This is a genomic window from Blautia sp. JLR.GB0024, assembly GCF_037000545.1.
GTDB lineage: Bacteria > Bacillota > Clostridia > Lachnospirales > Lachnospiraceae > Blautia > Blautia celeris.
This window is the reverse complement of record NZ_JBANBF010000013.1, coordinates 24,900-44,698: the sequence shown is the minus strand read 5'-3', so window position 1 is coordinate 44,698 and position 19,799 is coordinate 24,900. Positions and strand designations below refer to the sequence as shown.

18 protein-coding genes are annotated in these 19,799 nt (G+C 48.1%); 14 read left to right on the top strand and 4 right to left on the bottom strand.

Going from position 1 to position 19,799, the window contains the following annotated elements:
• Positions 1-3 precede the first annotated feature (3 nt).
• From V8Q34_RS21750 to V8Q34_RS21720, 7 genes are all read left to right on the top strand, one after another.
• Positions 4-903, top strand: coding sequence for a carbohydrate ABC transporter permease (locus V8Q34_RS21750; RefSeq protein ID WP_033140021.1), 900 nt, complete (start codon positions 4-6; stop codon positions 901-903).
• Positions 904-925: 22 nt separating this feature from the next.
• Positions 926-2,488, top strand: coding sequence for an extracellular solute-binding protein (locus V8Q34_RS21745; protein ID WP_335836310.1), 1,563 nt, complete (start codon positions 926-928; stop codon positions 2,486-2,488).
• Positions 2,489-2,504: 16 nt separating this feature from the next.
• A complete protein-coding gene (locus tag V8Q34_RS21740; RefSeq protein ID WP_148391827.1) occupies positions 2,505-3,650 on the top strand; it encodes a glycoside hydrolase family 88 protein in 1,146 nt (381 codons plus the stop codon).
• A 209-nt stretch (positions 3,651-3,859) separates the two neighbouring features.
• Positions 3,860-4,555 carry a response regulator transcription factor gene (locus V8Q34_RS21735; RefSeq protein ID WP_298077228.1) on the top strand — a complete coding sequence of 232 codons (696 nt, stop codon included), beginning with the start codon at positions 3,860-3,862 and terminating at the stop codon, positions 4,553-4,555.
• On the top strand, positions 4,543-5,463 hold the full coding sequence (locus V8Q34_RS21730) for a sensor histidine kinase (protein ID WP_335836309.1): 921 nt from the start codon (positions 4,543-4,545) through the stop codon (positions 5,461-5,463). Before V8Q34_RS21735 ends, V8Q34_RS21730 begins: the two co-directional genes overlap by 13 nt.
• 92 nt (positions 5,464-5,555) lie before the next feature.
• On the top strand, positions 5,556-6,239 hold the full coding sequence (locus V8Q34_RS21725) for an ABC transporter ATP-binding protein (protein WP_033140016.1): 684 nt from the start codon (positions 5,556-5,558) through the stop codon (positions 6,237-6,239).
• Positions 6,240-6,251: 12 nt separating this feature from the next.
• Positions 6,252-8,780 (top strand): ABC transporter permease, encoded by a 2,529-nt coding sequence (locus V8Q34_RS21720; protein ID WP_335836308.1) that lies wholly within the window; start codon positions 6,252-6,254, stop codon positions 8,778-8,780.
• A gap of 109 nt (positions 8,781-8,889) precedes the next feature.
• Here the strand turns inward: V8Q34_RS21720 and V8Q34_RS21715 are convergent, their stop codons facing one another.
• Positions 8,890-9,069 (bottom strand): hypothetical protein, encoded by a 180-nt coding sequence (locus V8Q34_RS21715; protein ID WP_054351777.1) that lies wholly within the window; start codon positions 9,067-9,069, stop codon positions 8,890-8,892.
• A 137-nt stretch (positions 9,070-9,206) separates the two neighbouring features.
• Between V8Q34_RS21715 and V8Q34_RS21710 the strand changes: the two genes are divergently transcribed.
• Positions 9,207-10,031: an AraC family transcriptional regulator gene (locus tag V8Q34_RS21710; RefSeq protein ID WP_103731157.1), complete on the top strand. Its 825-nt coding sequence runs from the start codon at positions 9,207-9,209 to the stop codon at positions 10,029-10,031.
• Between the two features lie 13 nt (positions 10,032-10,044).
• On the top strand, positions 10,045-10,548 hold the full coding sequence (locus V8Q34_RS21705; protein ID WP_335836307.1) for a GNAT family N-acetyltransferase: 504 nt from the start codon (positions 10,045-10,047) through the stop codon (positions 10,546-10,548).
• A 68-nt stretch (positions 10,549-10,616) separates the two neighbouring features.
• Here the strand turns inward: V8Q34_RS21705 and V8Q34_RS21700 are convergent, their stop codons facing one another.
• A complete protein-coding gene (locus V8Q34_RS21700; RefSeq protein WP_148391832.1) occupies positions 10,617-11,966 on the bottom strand; it encodes an ArnT family glycosyltransferase in 1,350 nt (449 codons plus the stop codon).
• 253 nt (positions 11,967-12,219) lie between these two features.
• Between V8Q34_RS21700 and V8Q34_RS21695 the strand changes: the two genes are divergently transcribed.
• Both V8Q34_RS21695 and V8Q34_RS21690 read left to right on the top strand, forming a co-directional pair.
• On the top strand, positions 12,220-12,759 hold the full coding sequence (locus V8Q34_RS21695) for a DUF3887 domain-containing protein (RefSeq protein ID WP_103731142.1): 540 nt from the start codon (positions 12,220-12,222) through the stop codon (positions 12,757-12,759).
• Between the two features lie 99 nt (positions 12,760-12,858).
• Complete coding sequence (locus tag V8Q34_RS21690) at positions 12,859-14,010, top strand: amidohydrolase (RefSeq protein WP_335836306.1); 1,152 nt, start codon at positions 12,859-12,861, stop codon at positions 14,008-14,010.
• A 210-nt stretch (positions 14,011-14,220) separates the two neighbouring features.
• On the opposite strand, the gene V8Q34_RS21685 is transcribed toward V8Q34_RS21690, so the two are convergent.
• Both V8Q34_RS21685 and V8Q34_RS21680 read right to left on the bottom strand, forming a co-directional pair.
• Positions 14,221-14,937 carry an AroM family protein gene (locus V8Q34_RS21685; protein ID WP_335836305.1) on the bottom strand — a complete coding sequence of 239 codons (717 nt, stop codon included), beginning with the start codon at positions 14,935-14,937 and terminating at the stop codon, positions 14,221-14,223.
• 56 nt (positions 14,938-14,993) lie between these two features.
• Positions 14,994-15,926: a DUF1177 domain-containing protein gene (locus V8Q34_RS21680; protein WP_033140008.1), complete on the bottom strand. Its 933-nt coding sequence runs from the start codon at positions 15,924-15,926 to the stop codon at positions 14,994-14,996.
• 239 nt (positions 15,927-16,165) lie between these two features.
• Between V8Q34_RS21680 and V8Q34_RS21675 the strand changes: the two genes are divergently transcribed.
• The 3 genes from V8Q34_RS21675 (at position 16,166) to V8Q34_RS21665 (ending at position 19,787) form a co-directional block, all read left to right on the top strand.
• The gene (locus V8Q34_RS21675) at positions 16,166-17,827 is read left to right on the top strand and encodes an ABC transporter substrate-binding protein (protein WP_033140007.1); all 1,662 of its coding nucleotides are present in this window, start codon (positions 16,166-16,168) and stop codon (positions 17,825-17,827) included.
• Between the two features lie 94 nt (positions 17,828-17,921).
• Positions 17,922-18,884, top strand: coding sequence for an ABC transporter permease (locus tag V8Q34_RS21670; protein WP_033140006.1), 963 nt, complete (start codon positions 17,922-17,924; stop codon positions 18,882-18,884).
• Complete coding sequence (locus tag V8Q34_RS21665; protein WP_033140005.1) at positions 18,885-19,787, top strand: ABC transporter permease; 903 nt, start codon at positions 18,885-18,887, stop codon at positions 19,785-19,787. It begins immediately after the preceding gene.
• Positions 19,788-19,799 lie beyond the last annotated feature (12 nt).

Genomic DNA, 19,799 nt, shown 5'->3' with positions numbered 1-19,799 from the left:
GAGATGGCAGGAAATAAAAGAAAACAGGGGCAGGTCATCGGAATGGGAGAGCGTGTCTTCAATGCGGTAATGATCGTTCTCGGTATCGTAATCACATTCATTGCCCTGTATCCCATATATTATGTATTGATCTCCTCCTTCAGCAAGCCTTTCTTCGTGGAGAATGGGGATGTGCTGCTGAAGATCAAAGAATTTACCACAGCCAGCTATGAAGCTGTGTTTAAGAGGGACGGACTGTGGACTTCCTATGGCAATGCCATTTTCTATACCGTGTTCGGACTCATGGCAAATATGTTTTTTACCACGACCATGGCATACGCATTGTCCAAGAAATATCTGATGGGAAGAAAGCTTCTGACCCTGTTTACGGTATTCACCATGTGGTTCAGCGCAGGTATTATTCCGACTTACATGAACTTCAACAACCTGGGTCTGCTGGATACAAGGACAGCGATCATTTTCGGATTTGCCATTGAGACCTATAACCTGATCATTATGAAGAGCTTTTTTGAACAGGTACCGGAAGCGCTGGAAGAAGCGGCATTCATTGACGGGGCAGGGCATTTCAGGGTATTCTGGAATATATATCTTCCCCTTTCCAAGCCGGCGCTTGCCACAGTGGGGCTATTCTATGGTATCAGCCGCTGGAACGGATACTTCTGGGCAATGCAGCTTCTGAAAGATGACAATAAGATACCCCTTCAGGTTTTCCTGAAAAAACTGATCGTAGAGCGGGTTTCCAATCCGTCGGATGCGGCTATTGTGACAAAGGCATCCTTAACATCACCAACTACACAGGTATACGCACTGATCATTCTGGCAATCGTTCCGATGATCGTGGTATTCCCGTTCATTCAGAGATATTTTAAAACAGGCCTCACCGTCGGCGGTGTAAAAGGCTGATCATAAACGGAGGATTATTATAATGAAGAGAAAACAGATCACAGCATTATTACTGACAGCAGTTCTGGGAGCATCCATGGCGTTTGGAGTGACTGGCTGCGGCAAGGAAGAAAGCAGCAAAGAGACAGCATCAGGCAAGGACGGCAGCAAGGAGTTTACTGCCTTCATGTTCCTGTCAGGGACACCGTTCAATTCTGACTGGGAAGTGTGGAAAGAAGTGGAGAAAAAGACAGGCGTGAAACTAAAAGGCGTTGTGGCTTCCTCCAACTCAGACTACGCCACTGCATTCCAGAACATGGTTGCATCCGGTCAGCTTGCCGATATCATTGCCTGCGACCTGACTACAGATATAGAGAAACTGGGCAAGGACGGCGGAGTTATTCCCTTAAATGACCTGATCGAGGAACATGCACCACATATCAAGGAAGCCCTGGACAGCGACCCGAACCTGAAATACCAGGCGACAGCAGAGGATGGGAATATCTACAATATTCCGTTGGGAAAAGAATTAAAATCTTCACAGTTCTACTGGATCCGCCAGGACTGGCTGGATAAGCTGGGCCTGGAAGCACCTACAACCGTAGATGAGCTGCACGATGTACTGACAGCATTCAAAAACAATGACCCAAACGGAAACGGACAGGCTGATGAGATCCCGCTGTTTGACCGCTCCGCTACCGCAGAAACGGAGATGGGTGAATATCTGGCCTTATGGGATTCCAGTGCTTCCTTCTATCCCCGCGACGGCAAGATCACTTACGAACCGCTGACAGAGAATTATAAAAACGCGGTGAAGAACCTTGCCCAGTGGTACAAGGAAGGACTGATCGATCCGGAAATCTTTACAAGGGGAATGTCAGCAAGGGATACACTTTTGAGCAACAACACCGGCGGATTTACCCATGACTGGGTAAGTACAGGAAACTACAATGACTCCCTGGGTGAGGAAATTCCGGGATTCCAGATGACAGCCATCGCTCCGCTGAAGGACCAGAACGGAAATGTGAAAGAGCGTGACTATCGTTACGCAGAGTGCGGATGGGGCATTTCCTCACAGTGTAAGGACCCGGAGAGCGTAATCAAGTTCATGGACTTTATGTTCACAGAGGAAGGTTCCGATCTGATGAACTGGGGCATTGAGGGCAAGACATATACAGTGGATGACAAGGGAAATAAGGCATTTACAGAGGAAGTATTTAATTCCGGGCTGGCTCCTGTGGAGTATCTGCGTTCTTTAGGCTCCCAGTACCGTGCAGGCTATGTACAGGCAGCAGACTATGAATACGCTACCATGAATGAAGCAGGCAAGGCGGCAAATGAGCTGTACGATGCACATGACGAATGGTTCAAGGCACCGAAACTTCCGGAGCTGAAGCTGAGCACCGACGGAATGGATGAATATAAGAGTATCATGTCAGGAATTGAGCCTATTGTATATGAAAAACTGCAGAGCTGGATCTTAGGCTCCAGCAATATTGACGATGAGTACGACGCGTTTATCCAGGAGCTGAAGGACAGGGGCATTGAGAAGGCCATTGAAATTCAGCAGAAAGCATACGATAACTACGTAAAAGTGACAAAATAGACAAAAGGAGGATGTCATGGAGCGGCAAAAATTGCAGAGAGCTGCAGATACGGCGGTATCCATTCTGAAGGAGAACCTGAAGGATTATACCTTTTGTTTTCCCGGTTCCAACAGTGAAAATCAGTTCTACCCTGCAACGGAGAATGTAGAGTGGACCACAGGATTCTGCACCGGGACTTACTGGCTGGCCTATGAGCTGACAAAGGATGAGGCATTCAGAAAGTCAGCGGAAATACAGGCAGACAGCTTCTATAACAGAATAAAAGATAAAATTGACGTGGAACACCATGACATGGGATTCCTATATACACCGTCCTGTGTGGCAGCCTATCAGCTTACGGGAAATGAGAGGGCAAAGGAGGCTGCTGTCATGGCAGCCGAACAGCTTATCAGCCGTTTTCAGGAAAAGGGTGGTTTCATCCAGGCATGGGGGCCTCTGGGAGCGGAGGACAACTACCGCCTGATCATTGACTGCCTGCTGAACCTGCCCCTGCTTTACTGGGCATCCGATGTGACCGGAGACGGAAAGTACAGGGAGATTGCTGTGCGCCATACAAAGACCAGCATACAGAATCTGGTGAGGGAAGATTTCTCCACATACCACACATTTTTCTTTGATCCGAGGACCGGGGAACCGGTGCGCGGAGTGACGGCACAGGGATATAAGGATGACTCCGCATGGGCCAGAGGCCAGGCATGGGGAATATACGGAACGGCTTTGGCATACCGCTACACAAAAGACGAGACATGTAAGGATTTGTTCCGTAAAGTGACGGCGTTTTATATGGATCATCTTCCGGAGGATCTGGTACCCTACTGGGATCTGAGCTTTTCCCGGGGAAGCGGTGAACCGAGAGATACCTCCGCGGCTGCAGCCGCGGTATGCGGTATGATGGAAATGTGCAGGAACGGCAGTTTAGATAAGAAGGAAAAGGCTTTTTATGAGGAAAAGGCAGACCAGATGCTGGAAAACCTTATAGACCACTATGCAGTCACATCCATAAAAGAGTCAAACGGTCTGCTGCTTCACGGGGTCTATGCCAAGAGCAGCCCTTACAACAGTGTGACAGACAGAGGTGTGGATGAATGCAATCTGTGGGGGGATTATTTCTATCTGGAAGCGCTGACAAGAAAACTGACGGACTGGAAAACATATTGGTAAGAAATGAAACAGAGACAGACACGGTTGCCGGTGACGGCAATGGTGTCTGTTTTGTAATTCGGCTGAATGCGGTGCGGGGGAAGAAAAATATGGTTTCTGTCATTCCGGGATAGGATTTCCCATAAGAAAATGCTATACTGATTACAACTTTTATATAACGGATCATCAGGAAATCCCTGAAAATACAGCAAAGGAACGTGCAGCAGCCTATGAATAAAATACTGTTGATCGAAGATGACAAAGACCTGAACACAGGCCTCACCTATGACCTGGAAGCAGAAAACTACAAAGTATACTCCGCGCTGACTCTGGGCGAGGGCATGTCTGTCCTCAGTGAAAATGAGGTGGATCTGATCCTCCTGGACGGCAACCTGCCGGACGGTGACGGGTTTGACTTCTGCAGAGCCATAAAAGCGGAAAAGGACATTCCCATCATATTTCTCACTGCCCGGGATATGGACCGGGACGAGATGCGGGGGTTTGACTGCGGAGCGGATGACTATATCACAAAACCCTTTAAAATGCCTATTCTCCACAGAAGGCTTCAGGCAGCCCTGCGAAGGACTTCTGCAGGCGCAGGGGAGCGGATCCAATACGATGACGGCTGTCTGAAGATAGATTTTGATACCATGACAGCCACCCTGGAGGGAGAACCTCTGGCTATGACACCTACGGAATTTAAGATCCTCCGGCTTTTGATCGCCAACGCCGACAGGGTTATGACAAAAACTCTGCTGCTGGAGAAAGTCTGGGACAACACCGGGAACTTTGTGGATGAGCACGCCGTGGCAGTGAACATCAACAGACTGCGCAGGAAGATTGAATCCGGGGACCATGCCTACATTAAGACGCTGTATGGTATGGGATATCAGTGGAAGGGGAAGAAAACAGAATGGAAAAATTAATATTGGCTGTTTCCCTTATCTGCCTGCTGGCGTCTGCCGTTATCATGGCATTGGTGAGAAAGCGGCTGCTCCAGTACAGCCGTCAAATGGGAGAATGCCTGGATGCCATGATCGCAGGCAGCAAAGAGATCGTATTTCAGGAGGAAGAAGATACCCTGACCGGAAAACTGCAGTCCAAGCTGCACCGCCTCTGTGAGATCCTGAATCAGAAGTCACAAGAGAATGAGATACAGCGCCGGCAGCTTGAAACTATGGTGGCGGATATCTCCCATCAGGTGAAGACACCCATAGCCAATGTAAGGATGTACCACAGTCTTTTAGAGAAGAAGAACCTGGATGAGGAGAAACGGCAGCAGTTCCTGGCAGCAGCGGAACGTCAGACAGACAAGCTGGAATTTCTCATGAAGAGTATGATCAAAATGTCCAGGCTGGAGAACGGTATTGTGAAGGTACAGCCAAAGGAAAACTCCATCCGACAGCTCCTGGAACAGGCAGTCTGCGATGTCGCGCTGAAAGCGGATGAAAAACAGATTCATATAGAGATGGCATGCGAGGACAGCCTGAAAGCCGTCTTCGACAGAAAATGGACTTTGGAGGCAGTGTTTAACATTCTGGATAACGCGGTAAAATACACCGGTGTGGGGGGAAATATCCGCATACAGGCGCAGGTGACGGATTTTTATGTGCGGATAGGCATAGAGGATGACGGAAAAGGCATAGCGGAATCACGAATCACAGAAATCTTCAAGCGCTTTTACCGGGAACCGGAAGTGGCGGACCAGGACGGCGTGGGTGTCGGCCTGTATCTGGCAAGAGAGATTGTCATGAAAGAGAGAGGTTTTATAGAGGTACGGTCAAAAGCGGGAAAGGGCACCAGATTTTATGTCAACCTGCCTGTGGTACAGTAGAGAGATTATCTCAAACTTGTTACTTTTTTGAGAAGAGTTTGAGATAATCTTTTTGTATGCTATATTCATCAAAGGAAAGGCAGGAAAAAAATATGGAATATATTTTAGAGACAAAGAATCTGAAAAAATATTACGGACAGGAACCAAATATCACCAGAGCGCTGGACGGCGTTGACGTACAGGTGGAGCGGGGAGAATTCGTATCCATTATAGGCACCAGCGGCAGCGGAAAATCAACGCTCCTGAATATGCTGGGAGGACTGGACATTCCCAGTTCCGGCAGCGTGAAGATAGGGGGCAGGGAGATTGGTAAGATGAACGATGAACAGCTCACCGTTTTCCGCAGAAGAAATATAGGATTTGTGTTCCAGAACTATAATCTGGTTCCTATTTTAAATGTATATCAGAATATTGTTCTCCCCATAGAGCTGGACGGAAACAAAGTGGATAAAAGCTATGTGAAAGAGATCATCCGGCTGCTCCATCTGGAGGAGAAACTGGACAATCTTCCAAACAACCTCTCCGGCGGCCAGCAGCAGAGGGTTGCCATCGCAAGAGCTCTGGCCAGCAAGCCGGCCATAATCCTGGCAGATGAACCTACCGGCAACCTGGACTCCAGGACCTCTCTGGAAGTCATGCAGCTTCTGAAAATGACCAGCACGGAGTTCAGCCAGACACTGGTTATGATAACCCACAACCCGGAACTGGCGCAGATCGCGGACCGGATGATTCACATTGAAGACGGGAAAATCGTAGAAAGAAAAGAAAACTTTTAGGAGGACAAGGTAATGGTGCTGAACAACAACAATAAAAAATTTATCAAAACCCTGTCCAACAACTGCCTGAAGGCAAACAGAAATAGAAATATCATAGCAGTGCTTGCTATTATTCTTACGGCAGTATTATTTACGGCGCTTGCAACCGTGGCACAGGGGACAATGATATCCACAAAAGAGCAGATGTTCCGCCAGGCAGGGACCAGGTATATGGTATCCATTAAAGGGCTTTCCAAAGGGCAGGCAGATGAGCTGGCAGAGGACCCGGTATTTACAGAGACGGGTATGGAAAGAAGTATTGCCATTGCTGTAAACCCGGAATTTAAGAATTTGACAGCCACAGTCGGCTGGATGAGCAAGGCAGCCGCGGAAAACAGTTTTATGAACCTGGAAAAGGGACATTACCCGGAAAAGGATAATGAGATAGCCTGTGATACCGTAGTTCTGGATCTCCTTGGACTTCCCGAAGAAACCGGCACATCTTTTACACTGGAATATGAAACCATAGAAGGTAAAAAAGAAGCACAGATGACAGTATGCGGAATCTGGAAGGGAATGGAACATGAACAGCGCACCACGATCATGGTAACCGACAGTTTTGCGGATAAAGTGATCGGGGAACTCAGTTCTCAGTATGCCGAATCAGAGAGGGACAGCTATACGGTCAGAGGAACCTTCGCCTCTGAAAAGAAGATTAGGGAAACCCTGGACAGTATCGTGAAAAAGATGGGTTATAACCCGGATGCGGAACGTGGTGAGGAAGGATTTATCATTCACCATGTGAATCCTGTATACGAGACAAAATCCATGGATTCCGGACAGACCATAGTGATCATGGCAGTAGGGGTGCTGCTCATTTTACTGGCCGGTTATCTGATCATATACAACATTTTTAAGATTTCCATTGAAAAGGACATTCGCCTGTACGGTCAGCTCAAGACCATCGGGACTGCACCGAGGCAGATCCGTTACATGGTAAGCCGTCAGGGCATGATGCTCTCCCTGGTGGGGATTCCGGCAGGCCTGGTACTGGGATGGCTGCTGGGCAATGCGCTGCAGCCTTTGGTCATGGCCAGTACATCTTACAGCGAAACCGTATTTATTAAGCCAAATGTGTGGGTATGGCTGTTTGCCGCTGCATTTACACTCCTCACGGTGAGGATAAGCTGCAGCAGGCCCGGAAAAATAGCCGGAAAAATATCCCCGGTGGAAGCCCTAAAATACCATGGAACCGGGAGCGGAAAGAAGAAACAGAAAAAAGGCAAGGATTCCAGGAACCGCATCCTGCAGATGGCAGCAGCCAACCTGGGAAGAAGCAAGGGGAAAACGGTTCTGGTGATCTTATCCATCTGTCTGAGCGTCATTCTCCTGAACAGCGTATTAAATTTTACCGAAAGTATGGATAAGGAAACTTATGTAAACCATCAGACCGCCGCGGATTTTGATGCGCGCAGTGATGAGTATCTGAAAAGTATGACGGAAGATTATCTCAAAGTGGTTCCCCGCAAAGCAGCACAGGAACTTGCCGGACTGGAAGGCATAAAGGATTTCAGCCAGGTATATGTGCGGATGGTCCCCGATGAGGAGAATACAGAGGATCAAGCAGACCTGGCAAAGGTGACGAAGATAAACGGAGAGGCAACACCTGACGATATAACAAAGTTTGACAGAAACAGGATGATGTATGGTTTTGATGAAAATGCTTTTATGAGAGCAGAGGTGATTGAGGGAGAGATTGACTATGAAAAGCTCTGTTCCGGTGATTATGTTGTGGCGAACGGCTTCCTCAGCGACAGGGGAGAATATAATTTTGATGTACAGGAGTTTCACGCGGGGGATAAGATAGAACTGGATATCCAGGGGAATAAGAAGGAATATACTATAATGGCTGTGATCGGTACAATGAATTCTCTGAATATGTCCTACAGTTCAGGCGGATACGAATCGATTACGTTTGCGGAACCGGTCTTTGCACAGATGTTCCCGGACAGCCAAAATCCGATCCACTGTCTGTTTGACACAGAAGAAGGTTATTTTGACAGTATAAATTCCTACATGCAGGATTATTCAGAAAAAAACGGATTGTCCGTGCTGACCAGGCTGACAGCGGAAGAGGAGTTTAAAGAAACCCAGGGAACTTACAATGCGGTGGGAATTATTGTATCCCTGATCCTGGGAGTGATCGGTGTGCTCAATCTGATCAACGTGATCTTTACAGGTGCCATAGCAAGGCAGAGGGAATTTGCGTCTATGAGGAGCATTGGCATGACAAAGGGACAGCTCAGAAAATTATTTATATATGAGGGCATCATGTACGCTATACTGGCAGGTACAGCGGGAATCGCCATCAGTGCAGTGGTTTCCCTGACATTGGTTAAAGGTCTGACGGCAGGATGGTGGTTTGCCAGATACCGGTTTGCTATTCTTCCGGCGGTTGTCACTGCGCTGATCTGTCTTCTTCTCTCAGCCGCTATTTCTGCCATTGTGGACAGACTTTGGAACAAAGGCAGTGTGGTGGAGCAGTTAAGGGAGATCGAGTAGGAAAAATAAAGATGTGAATAAGAAAAACAGCAGGCGGCTTTTGATAGCTTATCCTGCTGTTTATTCGTTCCGGTGTGTTTTGAACTGTTTCTCTCTCATAGCGGTTATATTATTTTTTTGTCGGCACGTAATAACCGCCGTTCATCATAATGATACCCGGTGCGATGATGTCTACATTTTCAATCATATAGTTTATGAAACGCTCCCATAAGGATGCTTTCTTTTCTTCTTTTGCTTCCGCTGTCTGGATAGCCCCTGCAGTACCCGCATACATTGTGTATTTGTTCATAATGAAATCTCCTTTCATTTTTTGCTTTTCCTTACTACGTATATTATGTTATCATGAGTTAACAGCAGATTTTAGATATTTCTTTAGCTATTTATTAGGGCAATGTTGACATTGACGGAGGTATTTATTTGCAGAAAATGATTTATGAGCCGTTGTTCGAGCTTGAGAAAACAGGGATCCATATTGCCTACCATACAAAGAAGGGACGGTACAGCCCGCCCCACTGGCATTCCGCCATTGAGCTAATCTATGTGCTGAACGGGACGGCGACTATTACTATAGAAGGAAAAGACCACAGTCTGGTGGCAGGGGAATTTCTTGTTGTGGATTCCAACCAGATCCATGAGGCACAGTGTGCCAGAGTCTCCATGATGGTGGTGATCCACTATTCCAGGGCCATTATGAAGAATTATATGTCAAAGATTGACGAGTACCGTATCCATTGTTCCAGACAGACGCTGAAAAAGGAAAAACTGGATAAATACCTGGAGATATGCGGACTTTTAAAGCGTCTGCCGCCCCTGTATGTGACCAGGCCTCCGGGTTACCGCCTGCAGAGCCAGGCTGTGGCTATGGAGGTGCTTTTTGAACTGGTGAACCATTTCTCTGCTGCGGAGGATTTTGCAGGAGCGGTGAACGATGAAACTGTTTTGGAACGTTTGGCGGAGATGACGGCCTATATTGAAGAACATCACGCGGAGAAAATATCTCTGGAGGAGATCGCATCCCATTTTTATTTGAGCAGGGAGTATTTCAGCCGTTTCTTCAGACAGAATATGGGCGTGACATTTTCGCGTTATGTAAACCAGATACGGCTGATGCATATTTACCATGATCTGTGCAGTACAGGGGAAGGGGTCATGGAACTGTCGGAGAAGCATGGGTTTGCCAATTATAAGCTGTTTAACAGAATGTTCCGGGAGATATACGGGTGTAAACCCAGTGATGTGAGGAAAAAATAAGGGAGGTGCGGATATGGATGTAAGGCCGGCGTATATGGGAGAGCTGCCGGAATTAAAGGCAATGTTCAGGGAAATAACAGACCATATGAACCACAGCAATGTCCGGATATGGGATGAGATCTATCCCTGTGTGTTTTTGGAGGAGGATATCAGGGCCGGCCGCCTGTATATACTCAAAAATGGGGATGACATAGCGGCAGCGTTTGCCTTATGTGAATCCAATGAGGGGGAACCTTTTGTGAAATGGGAAAATGCAGATGCAAAAGCTCTTTATATAGACCGGCTCGGTGTGAATGTAAAGTACCTGCGGCAGGGATTGGGCAGGGTAATGCTTAGGAACGCGGCGGAACTTGCTTTGCAGAAAAATGCGGAGTATCTGCGCCTGTTCGTTGTAGATATCAATGAACCTGCAGTACATTTGTACCGTAAGAATGGGTTTGCACAGGCAGAGGGCATCTATGAGGAGAAATTTGATGACTTTGTACTGCGGGAATATGGGTTTGAAAAAAGGCTGTAAATACAAGGATACTTTACCGCAGAAACGCAGAAAAAAAGCTTTCCGCACATGGCGTGCGGGAAGCTTTTTTAATAAATACGGAAAAATTCTTTTATGGTGATCAGTACCAGAGCACTGCAGAGAATAGCTGACAGGATATTCCGGTATTTCATTTTAGGGATAAAGCGTTCTGCCAAATATGTGATACCGCATACAGTGAAGTACATCATGGGCACAAGCCCGGGCAGCATATAGCGTCCCTGAGGCTGGTAATCCACCCAGTAGGAGTGATAAAAGTTCAGGATGACAGGCGTGAGGGCAGCGATCAGCATTCCCCAGTTGAAAACAGCCTTTTTCTGTATCTCCCCATCCTTCCGGATTCGGAACATTTTACCCGCCTGCATCAGGCATCCGATCAGTCCTGCTGTGAATAAAATGTAGTAAAGGACAATGATCCAGGAATCCACCCAGTATTGGAACTGCCCGAACACACCCACAAAACTGCGCAGGACATCAAACATCCAGTGTCCGGTGAGCATGGAGAGGATGGTGTAGCCCTGTGCCCGTCCGGAAGAGAGGGCAGTGGAGGGGCGGAACTGCTCCTGTGCATACCGGTCGGCAAAGTCGTTGCTGGTAGCCAGCCCCAGCCAGTCTCCGTCGTAAATCATATAATTGCGGACAAACCACCATCCGCAGATCAGGAGGCCGAAAGCCGCAACCACAAGCCCCCGTTTCAGCCAGTATTTCCAGTCAATCTGCTTTTTACTGTCGGTCAGGCAGCTCAGGGTAAAGACAAAAATGCTGCAAAGCAGAAAGCCGTAAGCGTTCAGATATGACATGGCGCACAGCCCAAGCCAGAGGCCAAGTAGTACACAGCTGGGGATATCCCAATTCCTCTCCATGCCAATGATCCAGTAGTATATGATCGCCGCGCCGCAGCAGATCGCCATGGCGTCGTTATTTACATAGACACCCATGAACAGAGCCTCAGGCAGAACAGCTACCAGACAGACAAAGAACCATTTGCTGTATCCGTCAAACAGTTTTTTGCCGGCGCGGAAGACAAAGAATACAGCTCCGGTGGTAAAGCAGGCAGATACAAGCCTGGCGGCCCACAGAAGATGCTGGGGGTCTGTGGAGAAAATGCTCATGATTTTCATAAACAGGGCTGATATTATATAGGATAATATGGGCAGAAACGCATAGGAGGTTCCCCATATTGGATTTCTTATGGAGGGGTCACCGCCGTGGGGGAGTCTGCCGTGTTCGTAAATGTACATGGGGATATCATAACGCATTTTTTCGTCAGGACCGGCATCCAGAGGCAGCAGGTGTGCCCAGTACGCGCAGAAGACAAAAACTCCCGCGAGAAAGACTAATTCACAGAGAACATAAATGCGTGAACGGTTAGAAAGCATGTTTTTAACTTGTAACTGCATGGTAAATCCTTTCTATCGAATATAGTCAACAGGTCAGTCCTATAGTAACGCATCTTTCCTGAAATGGCAACGGATAATCATCGACAATTTCTGAAGATTGGTAAAGAATGACATTATTATATGAAGAAACTATGTCGTTTTTTGTTTAAAAAACCATATTTTATGTAATGGCGCTTTGCGATTTTTAAAAGACATGGTATAGTGTAAGCAGAAACGAATTAACAGCGGCACTGCCGCGGACAGGAGGAGTATAATGAGAAAAAAAGCGTTAGTCATTTTAATGACAGCAGCAGTATTTGCACTGGCAGGCTGTGGGGATAAGACAGACAAGGCGGATAAGGATACCGTTAAGGATGATAAAAAGCAGGAAGCTTCCGCAGATACGGAGACACCGGGTGAAGATGTACCTGAAGTTGATATGGAAGGCCCGGCAGCAGAGGCAGAACAGATTTCTGAGAGTGACGGAAGGAAGCTCATGGAGACTGCAGTTGCTTTTACGGAGGATCTGATCGCTGCCAATCATGATAATCTGGTGAATGATTACGAATATGATGATGAGATGAAGGCTATTGTAGACAGCGGGGAGCTGGAACAGTCTATAACGGCTGCAGTAGAAGCGTCAGGTGAATATAAAGGAACAAAAGCCGCCTGGCTGGGAGCTCAGGCAGGGGATTATTCCAATGTGCAGGTACCATGTGAATTTGCTGATCAGTCATGGAATATGTTCATAGCTTTTACTGCTGACGGTAAAATCGGCAGTGTACGTACAGATGTGTATAAAGAGACTCCGTAAAGCCGGTGCTGCGAAAGGGTATTACTGAAAGCAGTATTGTCTAACTGCAGGAATTGCAGTATGATAACATAAGAGTAAAATTTTACGGAGGATAAGATTATGTTATGCATTAAAAATGGTCTGATTTACACAATGACACAGAAGGAACCCATCAAAGGAGATGTCTTGATCGAGGATGGAAAAATTCGCGGAATCGGTGCGGATCTGGAAATTCCGGAGGGGACAGAAGTGATCGACGCGGAGGGTCTGGAGGTGTATCCGGGGTTTGTGGAGGCACACTGCCACACCGGTCTGGACGGTTACGGAATCGGTTATGAGGGAAGGGATTACTGTGAACTCAACGATCTGGTGACGCCTCAGCTTCGCGCGATCGACGGAATCAATCCCTTTGACCCATGCTTCCAGCATGCAAGAGAAGCAGGAGTAACTTGCATCGGAACCGGTCCGGGCAGTGCGGATGTACTGGGCGGAACCTTTGCGGCAGTGAAGACTGCGGGTAAACGGATTGATAAAATGGTAGTGAAATATCCTGTGGCAATGAAGTGTGCGTTCGGGGAGAACCCCAAGAATTGTTACCAGGATAAGGGGGATACCTCCAGGATGACAACTGCGGCACTTCTCAGGAATGAGCTGTTTAAGGCAAAGGCTTATATGGAGAAGAAAGAGGCGGCAGGGGATGATGTGCAGAAGCAGCCGGAATTTAATCTGAAGTTGGAGTCCCTGATCCCTGTACTGAAGAAAGAGATACCTCTGAAGGCACATGCACATCAGGCTAATGATATATTTACAGCCCTGCGTATTGCAAAAGAGTTTGGGCTGGATATTACGCTGGAGCATGTGACAGAGGGACATATGATCGCAGATGAGCTGGCGGGTGAGCACGTGCCTATGGCTGTGGGACCGACGCTGACTCATGCCACGAAGTTTGAGCTGCAGAATAAGAGTTGGACGACGCCGGGAGTTTTGGCTTCTATGGGATGCCAGGTTTCTATTATCACGGATGCGCCGGTGATTCCTCAGGAATATCTGCCGCTTTGCGCAGGACTTGCTGTGAAGGCGGGGATGGATGAGTTTGATGCTTTGAAGGCGATTACGATAAATCCTGCAAAACATTTGGGAGTTGAGGATAGAGTCGGGTCGCTGGAAGTGGGGAAGGATGGAGATGTTGTTGTGATGAGTGGGAGTCCGCTTAAGGTGGAGTCTTTGGTGAAGTGGGTTGTTATTGATGGGGTGGTTGTTTATAACAATTAGGGATTTTTAATGGTTTACAGATGAAAGTGGCACACGGATGAAAGTGGCTCACGGACGGCATAAGCGAAGGAAGAGCAGGCAAGAACAGCCGTTCTCTTTCGCGGGCGGCCTTCCCGCGGTGGAAGTCCTGCTAAGTCAAAAAAAGGCCCCGGTCAAGGCACCGGGGTTGCTTGACTCACGGGCTTGAGCTGGGGATGGGGCTCCTGGGGGTCAGGAGCCGTAGAGTTCGTTTAGGAGGGAGGAGATGAAGGTGCGGGGGAGGAGGACTGGGGTTTTTAGGAGGGTTTGGAGCTGGTTTTTTAGGGTGATGCTGTAGCCCATGCAGTCGGGGAGGATCAGGGAGAGGTTTTCCTGCTGAAGGGAGCGGGCGCGCTCTTCCAGGAGGGTGGATTCAAGGTAGGGGGAGAGGGCACGGACCTTGATTTGAATGTCGCTCTCAGAGAACCAGCTTTCCGCCTGGGGGATTTGGGATTCGTCGGGGACCAGGAGGCCTATGGGGCGGTCATCGGCCAGCTTTTTGAGGACGCTGTGTATGAGGGGCTGGGGGATGATGAGCATCTTTTTGTGTTTTAGTTTGGGAAATTTGCCTGTGCATAGGAGGACGGTGGCCTGGCAGCCGTCGGCTTCGGCACGGGTGATGCAGGACTGGACCAGAGGTAGGATGTGCTCCTCACCGATGATGACCTGGGAGGCGTCGCGCATGCGGGTGACCAGAACGGAGCTGTCAGGGCCGGGGGCAAAGTTTTGGTTGATATAGTCAGCGTCAAAAGGGTCCAGGGCACCGTATTCCTGCAGGGTGATGTTGGGAGCCAATAAAGGACAGATGTCCCCGGTAATGTCGGTCCGGGGACTCTGTCCTATGGTGATGGCTCCTATTTTTGTCTGTGTCCGGCTGGCCGGAGTGTTGTTCATATCAGATTTTTTCATAGTGAGCACCTTGTCTTTTGTTGTGAGATTTGTATTTGTTTCGTAACTGTGTTTGTTTATTTGCCGAAGGTCTGGAAGACTTTCATTTCGCCGTAGAGTTCCAGAAGGTGAGCGTATTCCTGTTCGTTGTAGAAGGAAATTTTGCCTTCTCCGTAATCTTTGGCTACCTCAACCGCGAATCTTGCTGCAGATTCTACGTCGAGAGGATGGCTGGCACCTGTTGCACAGCCGGCTACCGGCTGCTCTGTGGTGATGGCTACACCTACTACCGGGGCATCTGTAGCGGTTGCGGGCTGCAGGATGCTGTTTAAGTGGTGCAGGTCATTGCCGTAAGGTGTGATGTCCTGCTGGGAAACCGGGAATACATAGGGCAGTTTTCCGGTCACGCGGGTCATTACGTCTAAGAGGTCATCGCTGACTTCCAGAATGTAGCCGCTTTTGATAGTTGGGGAGATGGCAAAGCCGTTGGTGTTGATGACTTTGTTTCCCTTTGTGGTGTCAATGGAGATAATGGCATCCATGCGCGGGTCCACTTCTTTTTCGTTGTTGGTCTGCATGTCGATGGATGAATCCATGAACGGAACAGGATAGTGGTCCTGTGTAGGAGCATCCGGGCAGATGTGAGTGGCAACCAGGATGTCGCCTTTGAGTACATCGCCGTTTTTATTCATCTCTGCCAGCTTGAGGCCTGCGGAGAGTGCTGCAAGAGCACCGTCGCCGTCGGAAACGAAGCCTGTCAGTTCCGGACGTGCGCCCAGACCGCCCAGACGTCCGATAATACCCAGAGTCGGTGCGCTGCCGCCGCTTGATTTTCCGTTGCTGCCCTTGATCAGTACAGTGATGCAGTCTGTGCTGCCTTTTTCACTTGTGACGGTTTCCACGGTTACTTCGTGTGCGCCGCGCTCTTTTAATAAATCTGTGATCTGTTTTCCGTTTGCTGACGGTGTGTCGAGCAAGTCGAATAATTCCAGAACCTGTCTTAATATCATTACAAATTCCTCCCATAAATGTGCGTTTTTATCCAGTCTATAACAATGACCGCTGAAAATCAATAGGAATTTGCATATTATGTCGAAAAAGGAGTTGCAATTTAAAGCACTAAAAGGTATAATACCTATAAAATTTGTCTCAGGCTACATTTCGTTGAGGAAAATTTGATAGAGATGGGGCAAATAAATAACTTTATCTTGGTAAAGTATTACAACAAGGCAGTAAAAGGAGGAAAATTATGAAAAGAAAGAGTTTAGCATTAGCTCTTGCTGCTGTACTCTGTGTATCCTCCCTGACAGCGTGTGGAAGCTCAGGAAACGACAGCAAAAAAGACACGGCTGACAAGGGAACCGAAGCAGGAACAGAATCCGGCGGCGAAACAAAACAGGTGGAAAAAGAAAAGATTGAAGTGCCTGATGAACCTACAAAGGGTGGTACCCTTACCGTATCCCTGTCCTCTTCACCGAGGAATCTGGACCCGGCTATGTATACAGGTTCCTATGAAGGCCAGGTAATCAACAATGTATGTGACAGAGTTGTTGAGTACAACAAGGATTTATCAGAAATCGTACCTTCACTGGCAGAGAGCTGGACAGTAAGCGACGACGGACTTACATATGTGTTCAAGATCCGCCAGGGTGTTAAGTTCCAGAAAGGTAAATACCAGGATGGACGTGAGATGACAGCAGATGATGTTGCTTATTCCTTAAACCGTTCCGCAAAGGAATCATCCCTGAACCGTCTGGATATGCTGGAGAACGCAGAAGTGACAGGTGACTGGGAAGTTACATGTACACTGGCTGAGCCGAATGCAGCATTCCTGACAGCCCTCACAGACGCAGGAAACTCCGTAGTTCCCAAAGAAGAAGTTGAGGGATGGGGCGATGAGTTCGGTGCGCATCTGGTAGGTACCGGTCCGTTCGCAATGGAATCCTTCGAGCTTGACCAGCAGTCTGTACTGGTTAAGAACCCGGATTACTGGGTAGCTGAACCGAACCTGGACAAACTGGTATTCAAAGTGATCACAGATTCCAACCAGGCAGCAAATGCCCTGAAAACTGGTGAGATTGACATCGCATCCAGTATTACCGGCGAAGCTGTTCAGTCCGTACGTGATGACTCCAAGCTGCAGTTAATGGAGATGCCGGGTCTGCACGTGGCTTACATTTACTTCAATCAGGTAAATGGACCGACAGCCGACATAAAAGTAAGAGAAGCATTGATCAAAGCAATCAACGTAGAGGAAATGACAGCCAGCATCTACCAGTACGGTGAAGCTGTTCCGGCTAAATTATCTCTGCCGCCGGGATCATGGGGATATGACGCATCCTGTGAAGAACTGGTTCCGGATTACGATCCGGAAGGCGCTAAGAAGCTCCTTACAGAAGCTGGATATCCGGATGGATTTGAATGCGACCTTTATATTTCAAACACAGCATTACGTGAAAAAATGGCAACTCTGGTACAGGCTTACTTAAAGACAAACCTGAATGTTACAGTAAACATTAACAAGAGCGAGTGGGGTACCTTCAGTGAGTCCGCATCTTCAGGAAACGCTGATATGTACGGTATGTCCTGGACATGGTATCCGGACCCGTACTTCTTCCTGAACAAACTGTTCTCCAGCAAAGAGATTGGTGCTCTTGGAAACGGACAGGGATTCTCCAACGCAGAAGTTGACCAGCTGCTTGACGATGCATTGAAAGCGACCGACCAGAATGAACGTGCGGAAATGTATAAAAAAGCACTTAGGATCGTTACAGAACAGCTGCCGGGTATCTTCTACTCTAATGAGAATGTTATCCATGGCCTGAATCCGGCTGTGCAGGATTTCGTACAGAAGGCAGACAACCAGATGTTCTTTGTAACACCTTGGACAAATGTCTGGAAAGTGCAGTAATCAGTTAAGTTAAGAGTAAATGAGGTTGCAGGGGGTATTGCTGTTCGCGATGCCCCCTGCTTGTCAGATTAAATGAAAAGGGCGGTAGAAATTCGTGTTAAAAACCATTTTGAAAAGAATTTTACAAAGTATTCCAACCCTCTTGATCGTAGTTACGGTGACTTTTGTTCTGACCAGAATGATTCCAGGTAATCCTGCCCGAAGCGTGCTCGGGCCCCAGGCATCTCCGGACGCCATAGCGGAACTGGAAGAGGAAATGGGACTGAATAAGAGTAAGGCGGAACAGTATGTAGATTACATGTTCAATGTCCTGAAAGGGGATTTCGGAAAATCCTATGTGTACAATAAACCGGTGACAACCCTGATCGCGGAGAGAATCCCAAATACACTTGTCATCACTCTCACAAGTCTTGTGATCGCTCTGATCATCGGACTTGCCATAGGCGTATTTTCTGCACTGCACCAGTATTCAATTCTGGATTACGTGTTCATGATCCTGGCGCTGGTGGGTGTGTCCATGCCAATCTTCTGGTTAGGTATGATGCTGGTTATGACCTTCAGTGTAAATCTGGGGTGGCTGCCGGCTCTGGGTATGGGAGATCTGAGTAATGGCCTGGGTGATTTCATCAGCCATATGATTCTGCCCTGTTTCTGTCTGGCAACCATACCTACAGCTACATTTGCAAGAATCACACGTTCCAGTATGCTGGAAGTTATCAATAATGACTCTATCAAATCTCTCCGTGCAAGAGGTATCAAAGAGAGCGTAGTCATCTGGAAGCATGCACTGAAAAATGCGCTTCCGCCAATCGTTACCGTGCTGGGCCTTCAGCTTGCCCAGGCATTTACCGGTGCTATCCTGACGGAGAGTATTTTCTCCTGGCCCGGAATGGGTACCATGATCGTAAGTGCCATTGACAACAGGGACTATCAGCTGATCCAGGGAACCGTTCTGTTCATCGCAGTGGTGTTCGTTGTGGTCAACCTGCTGGTGGATGTGGTCTACATGCTGATCAACCCGAGAGTAAGCTACGAAAGCGGAAAAGGAGGAAAGTAAATGAGCGCACAGAATACAGAAGCCTTAGGCGCAAAAGCCCATGAGGAAATGCTGAAAAAAGAACGCCGGGCCAATAATGTCTGGAACAAACTGAAAAGAAACAAGACTGCTATGATCGGCCTTGTCATTGTGCTGTTCATGGTGATCATTGCCATTTTTGCTCCTGTCATTACAAGCGTGGACCCGGATGAGATTCATCCTCTGGATACTTTCCTGACACCTGGACAGAACGGCCATATTTTCGGAACGGACGAGTTCGGGCGTGATCTGTTTGCCAGAATCCTTTACGGTTCCCGTGTTTCCATCATCGTTGCAGTGGGCGGTACCATTGTTGCAGGTATTATCGGAATCCTGCTGGGCCTGATCGCCGGTTACATGGGCGGATTCGTGGACGCGGTTATCATGCGTATCATGGACGGTCTTCTGGCTTTCCCATTCGTACTTCTGTCTATCATCCTGATGACAGTTCTGGGGCCGGGCGTGGTCAATGTTATCATAGCCATCGGTGTGGGTAATGTGCCCAGCTTCGCCCGGGTGGTCCGCGGTGAGGTACATATAGTCAAGAACGAGGAATACTGTAATGCGGGAAGAGTTATCGGTGTATCCAATATCAGGATGCTGTTCTCACACATTCTGCCGAACATTCTCTCCCCGGTTATTGTTTACGCTACATTAGGCGTTGCAGGTGCCATTATTTCCGAGGCTGCTCTGAGCTTTCTGGGACTTGGTATCTCCACACCTACTTCATCCTGGGGAAGTATCCTGCGTCAGGGTAAAGACTGCCTGAATACGGCTCCTCATGTAGCCATGATCTCAGGTCTGTTTATCCTTGTTACAGTTCTCGGATTCAACCTTCTGGGTGACGGTATCCGTGATGTCCTTGACCCGAAGATGAAGAAATAAGCAGGAGGTGCC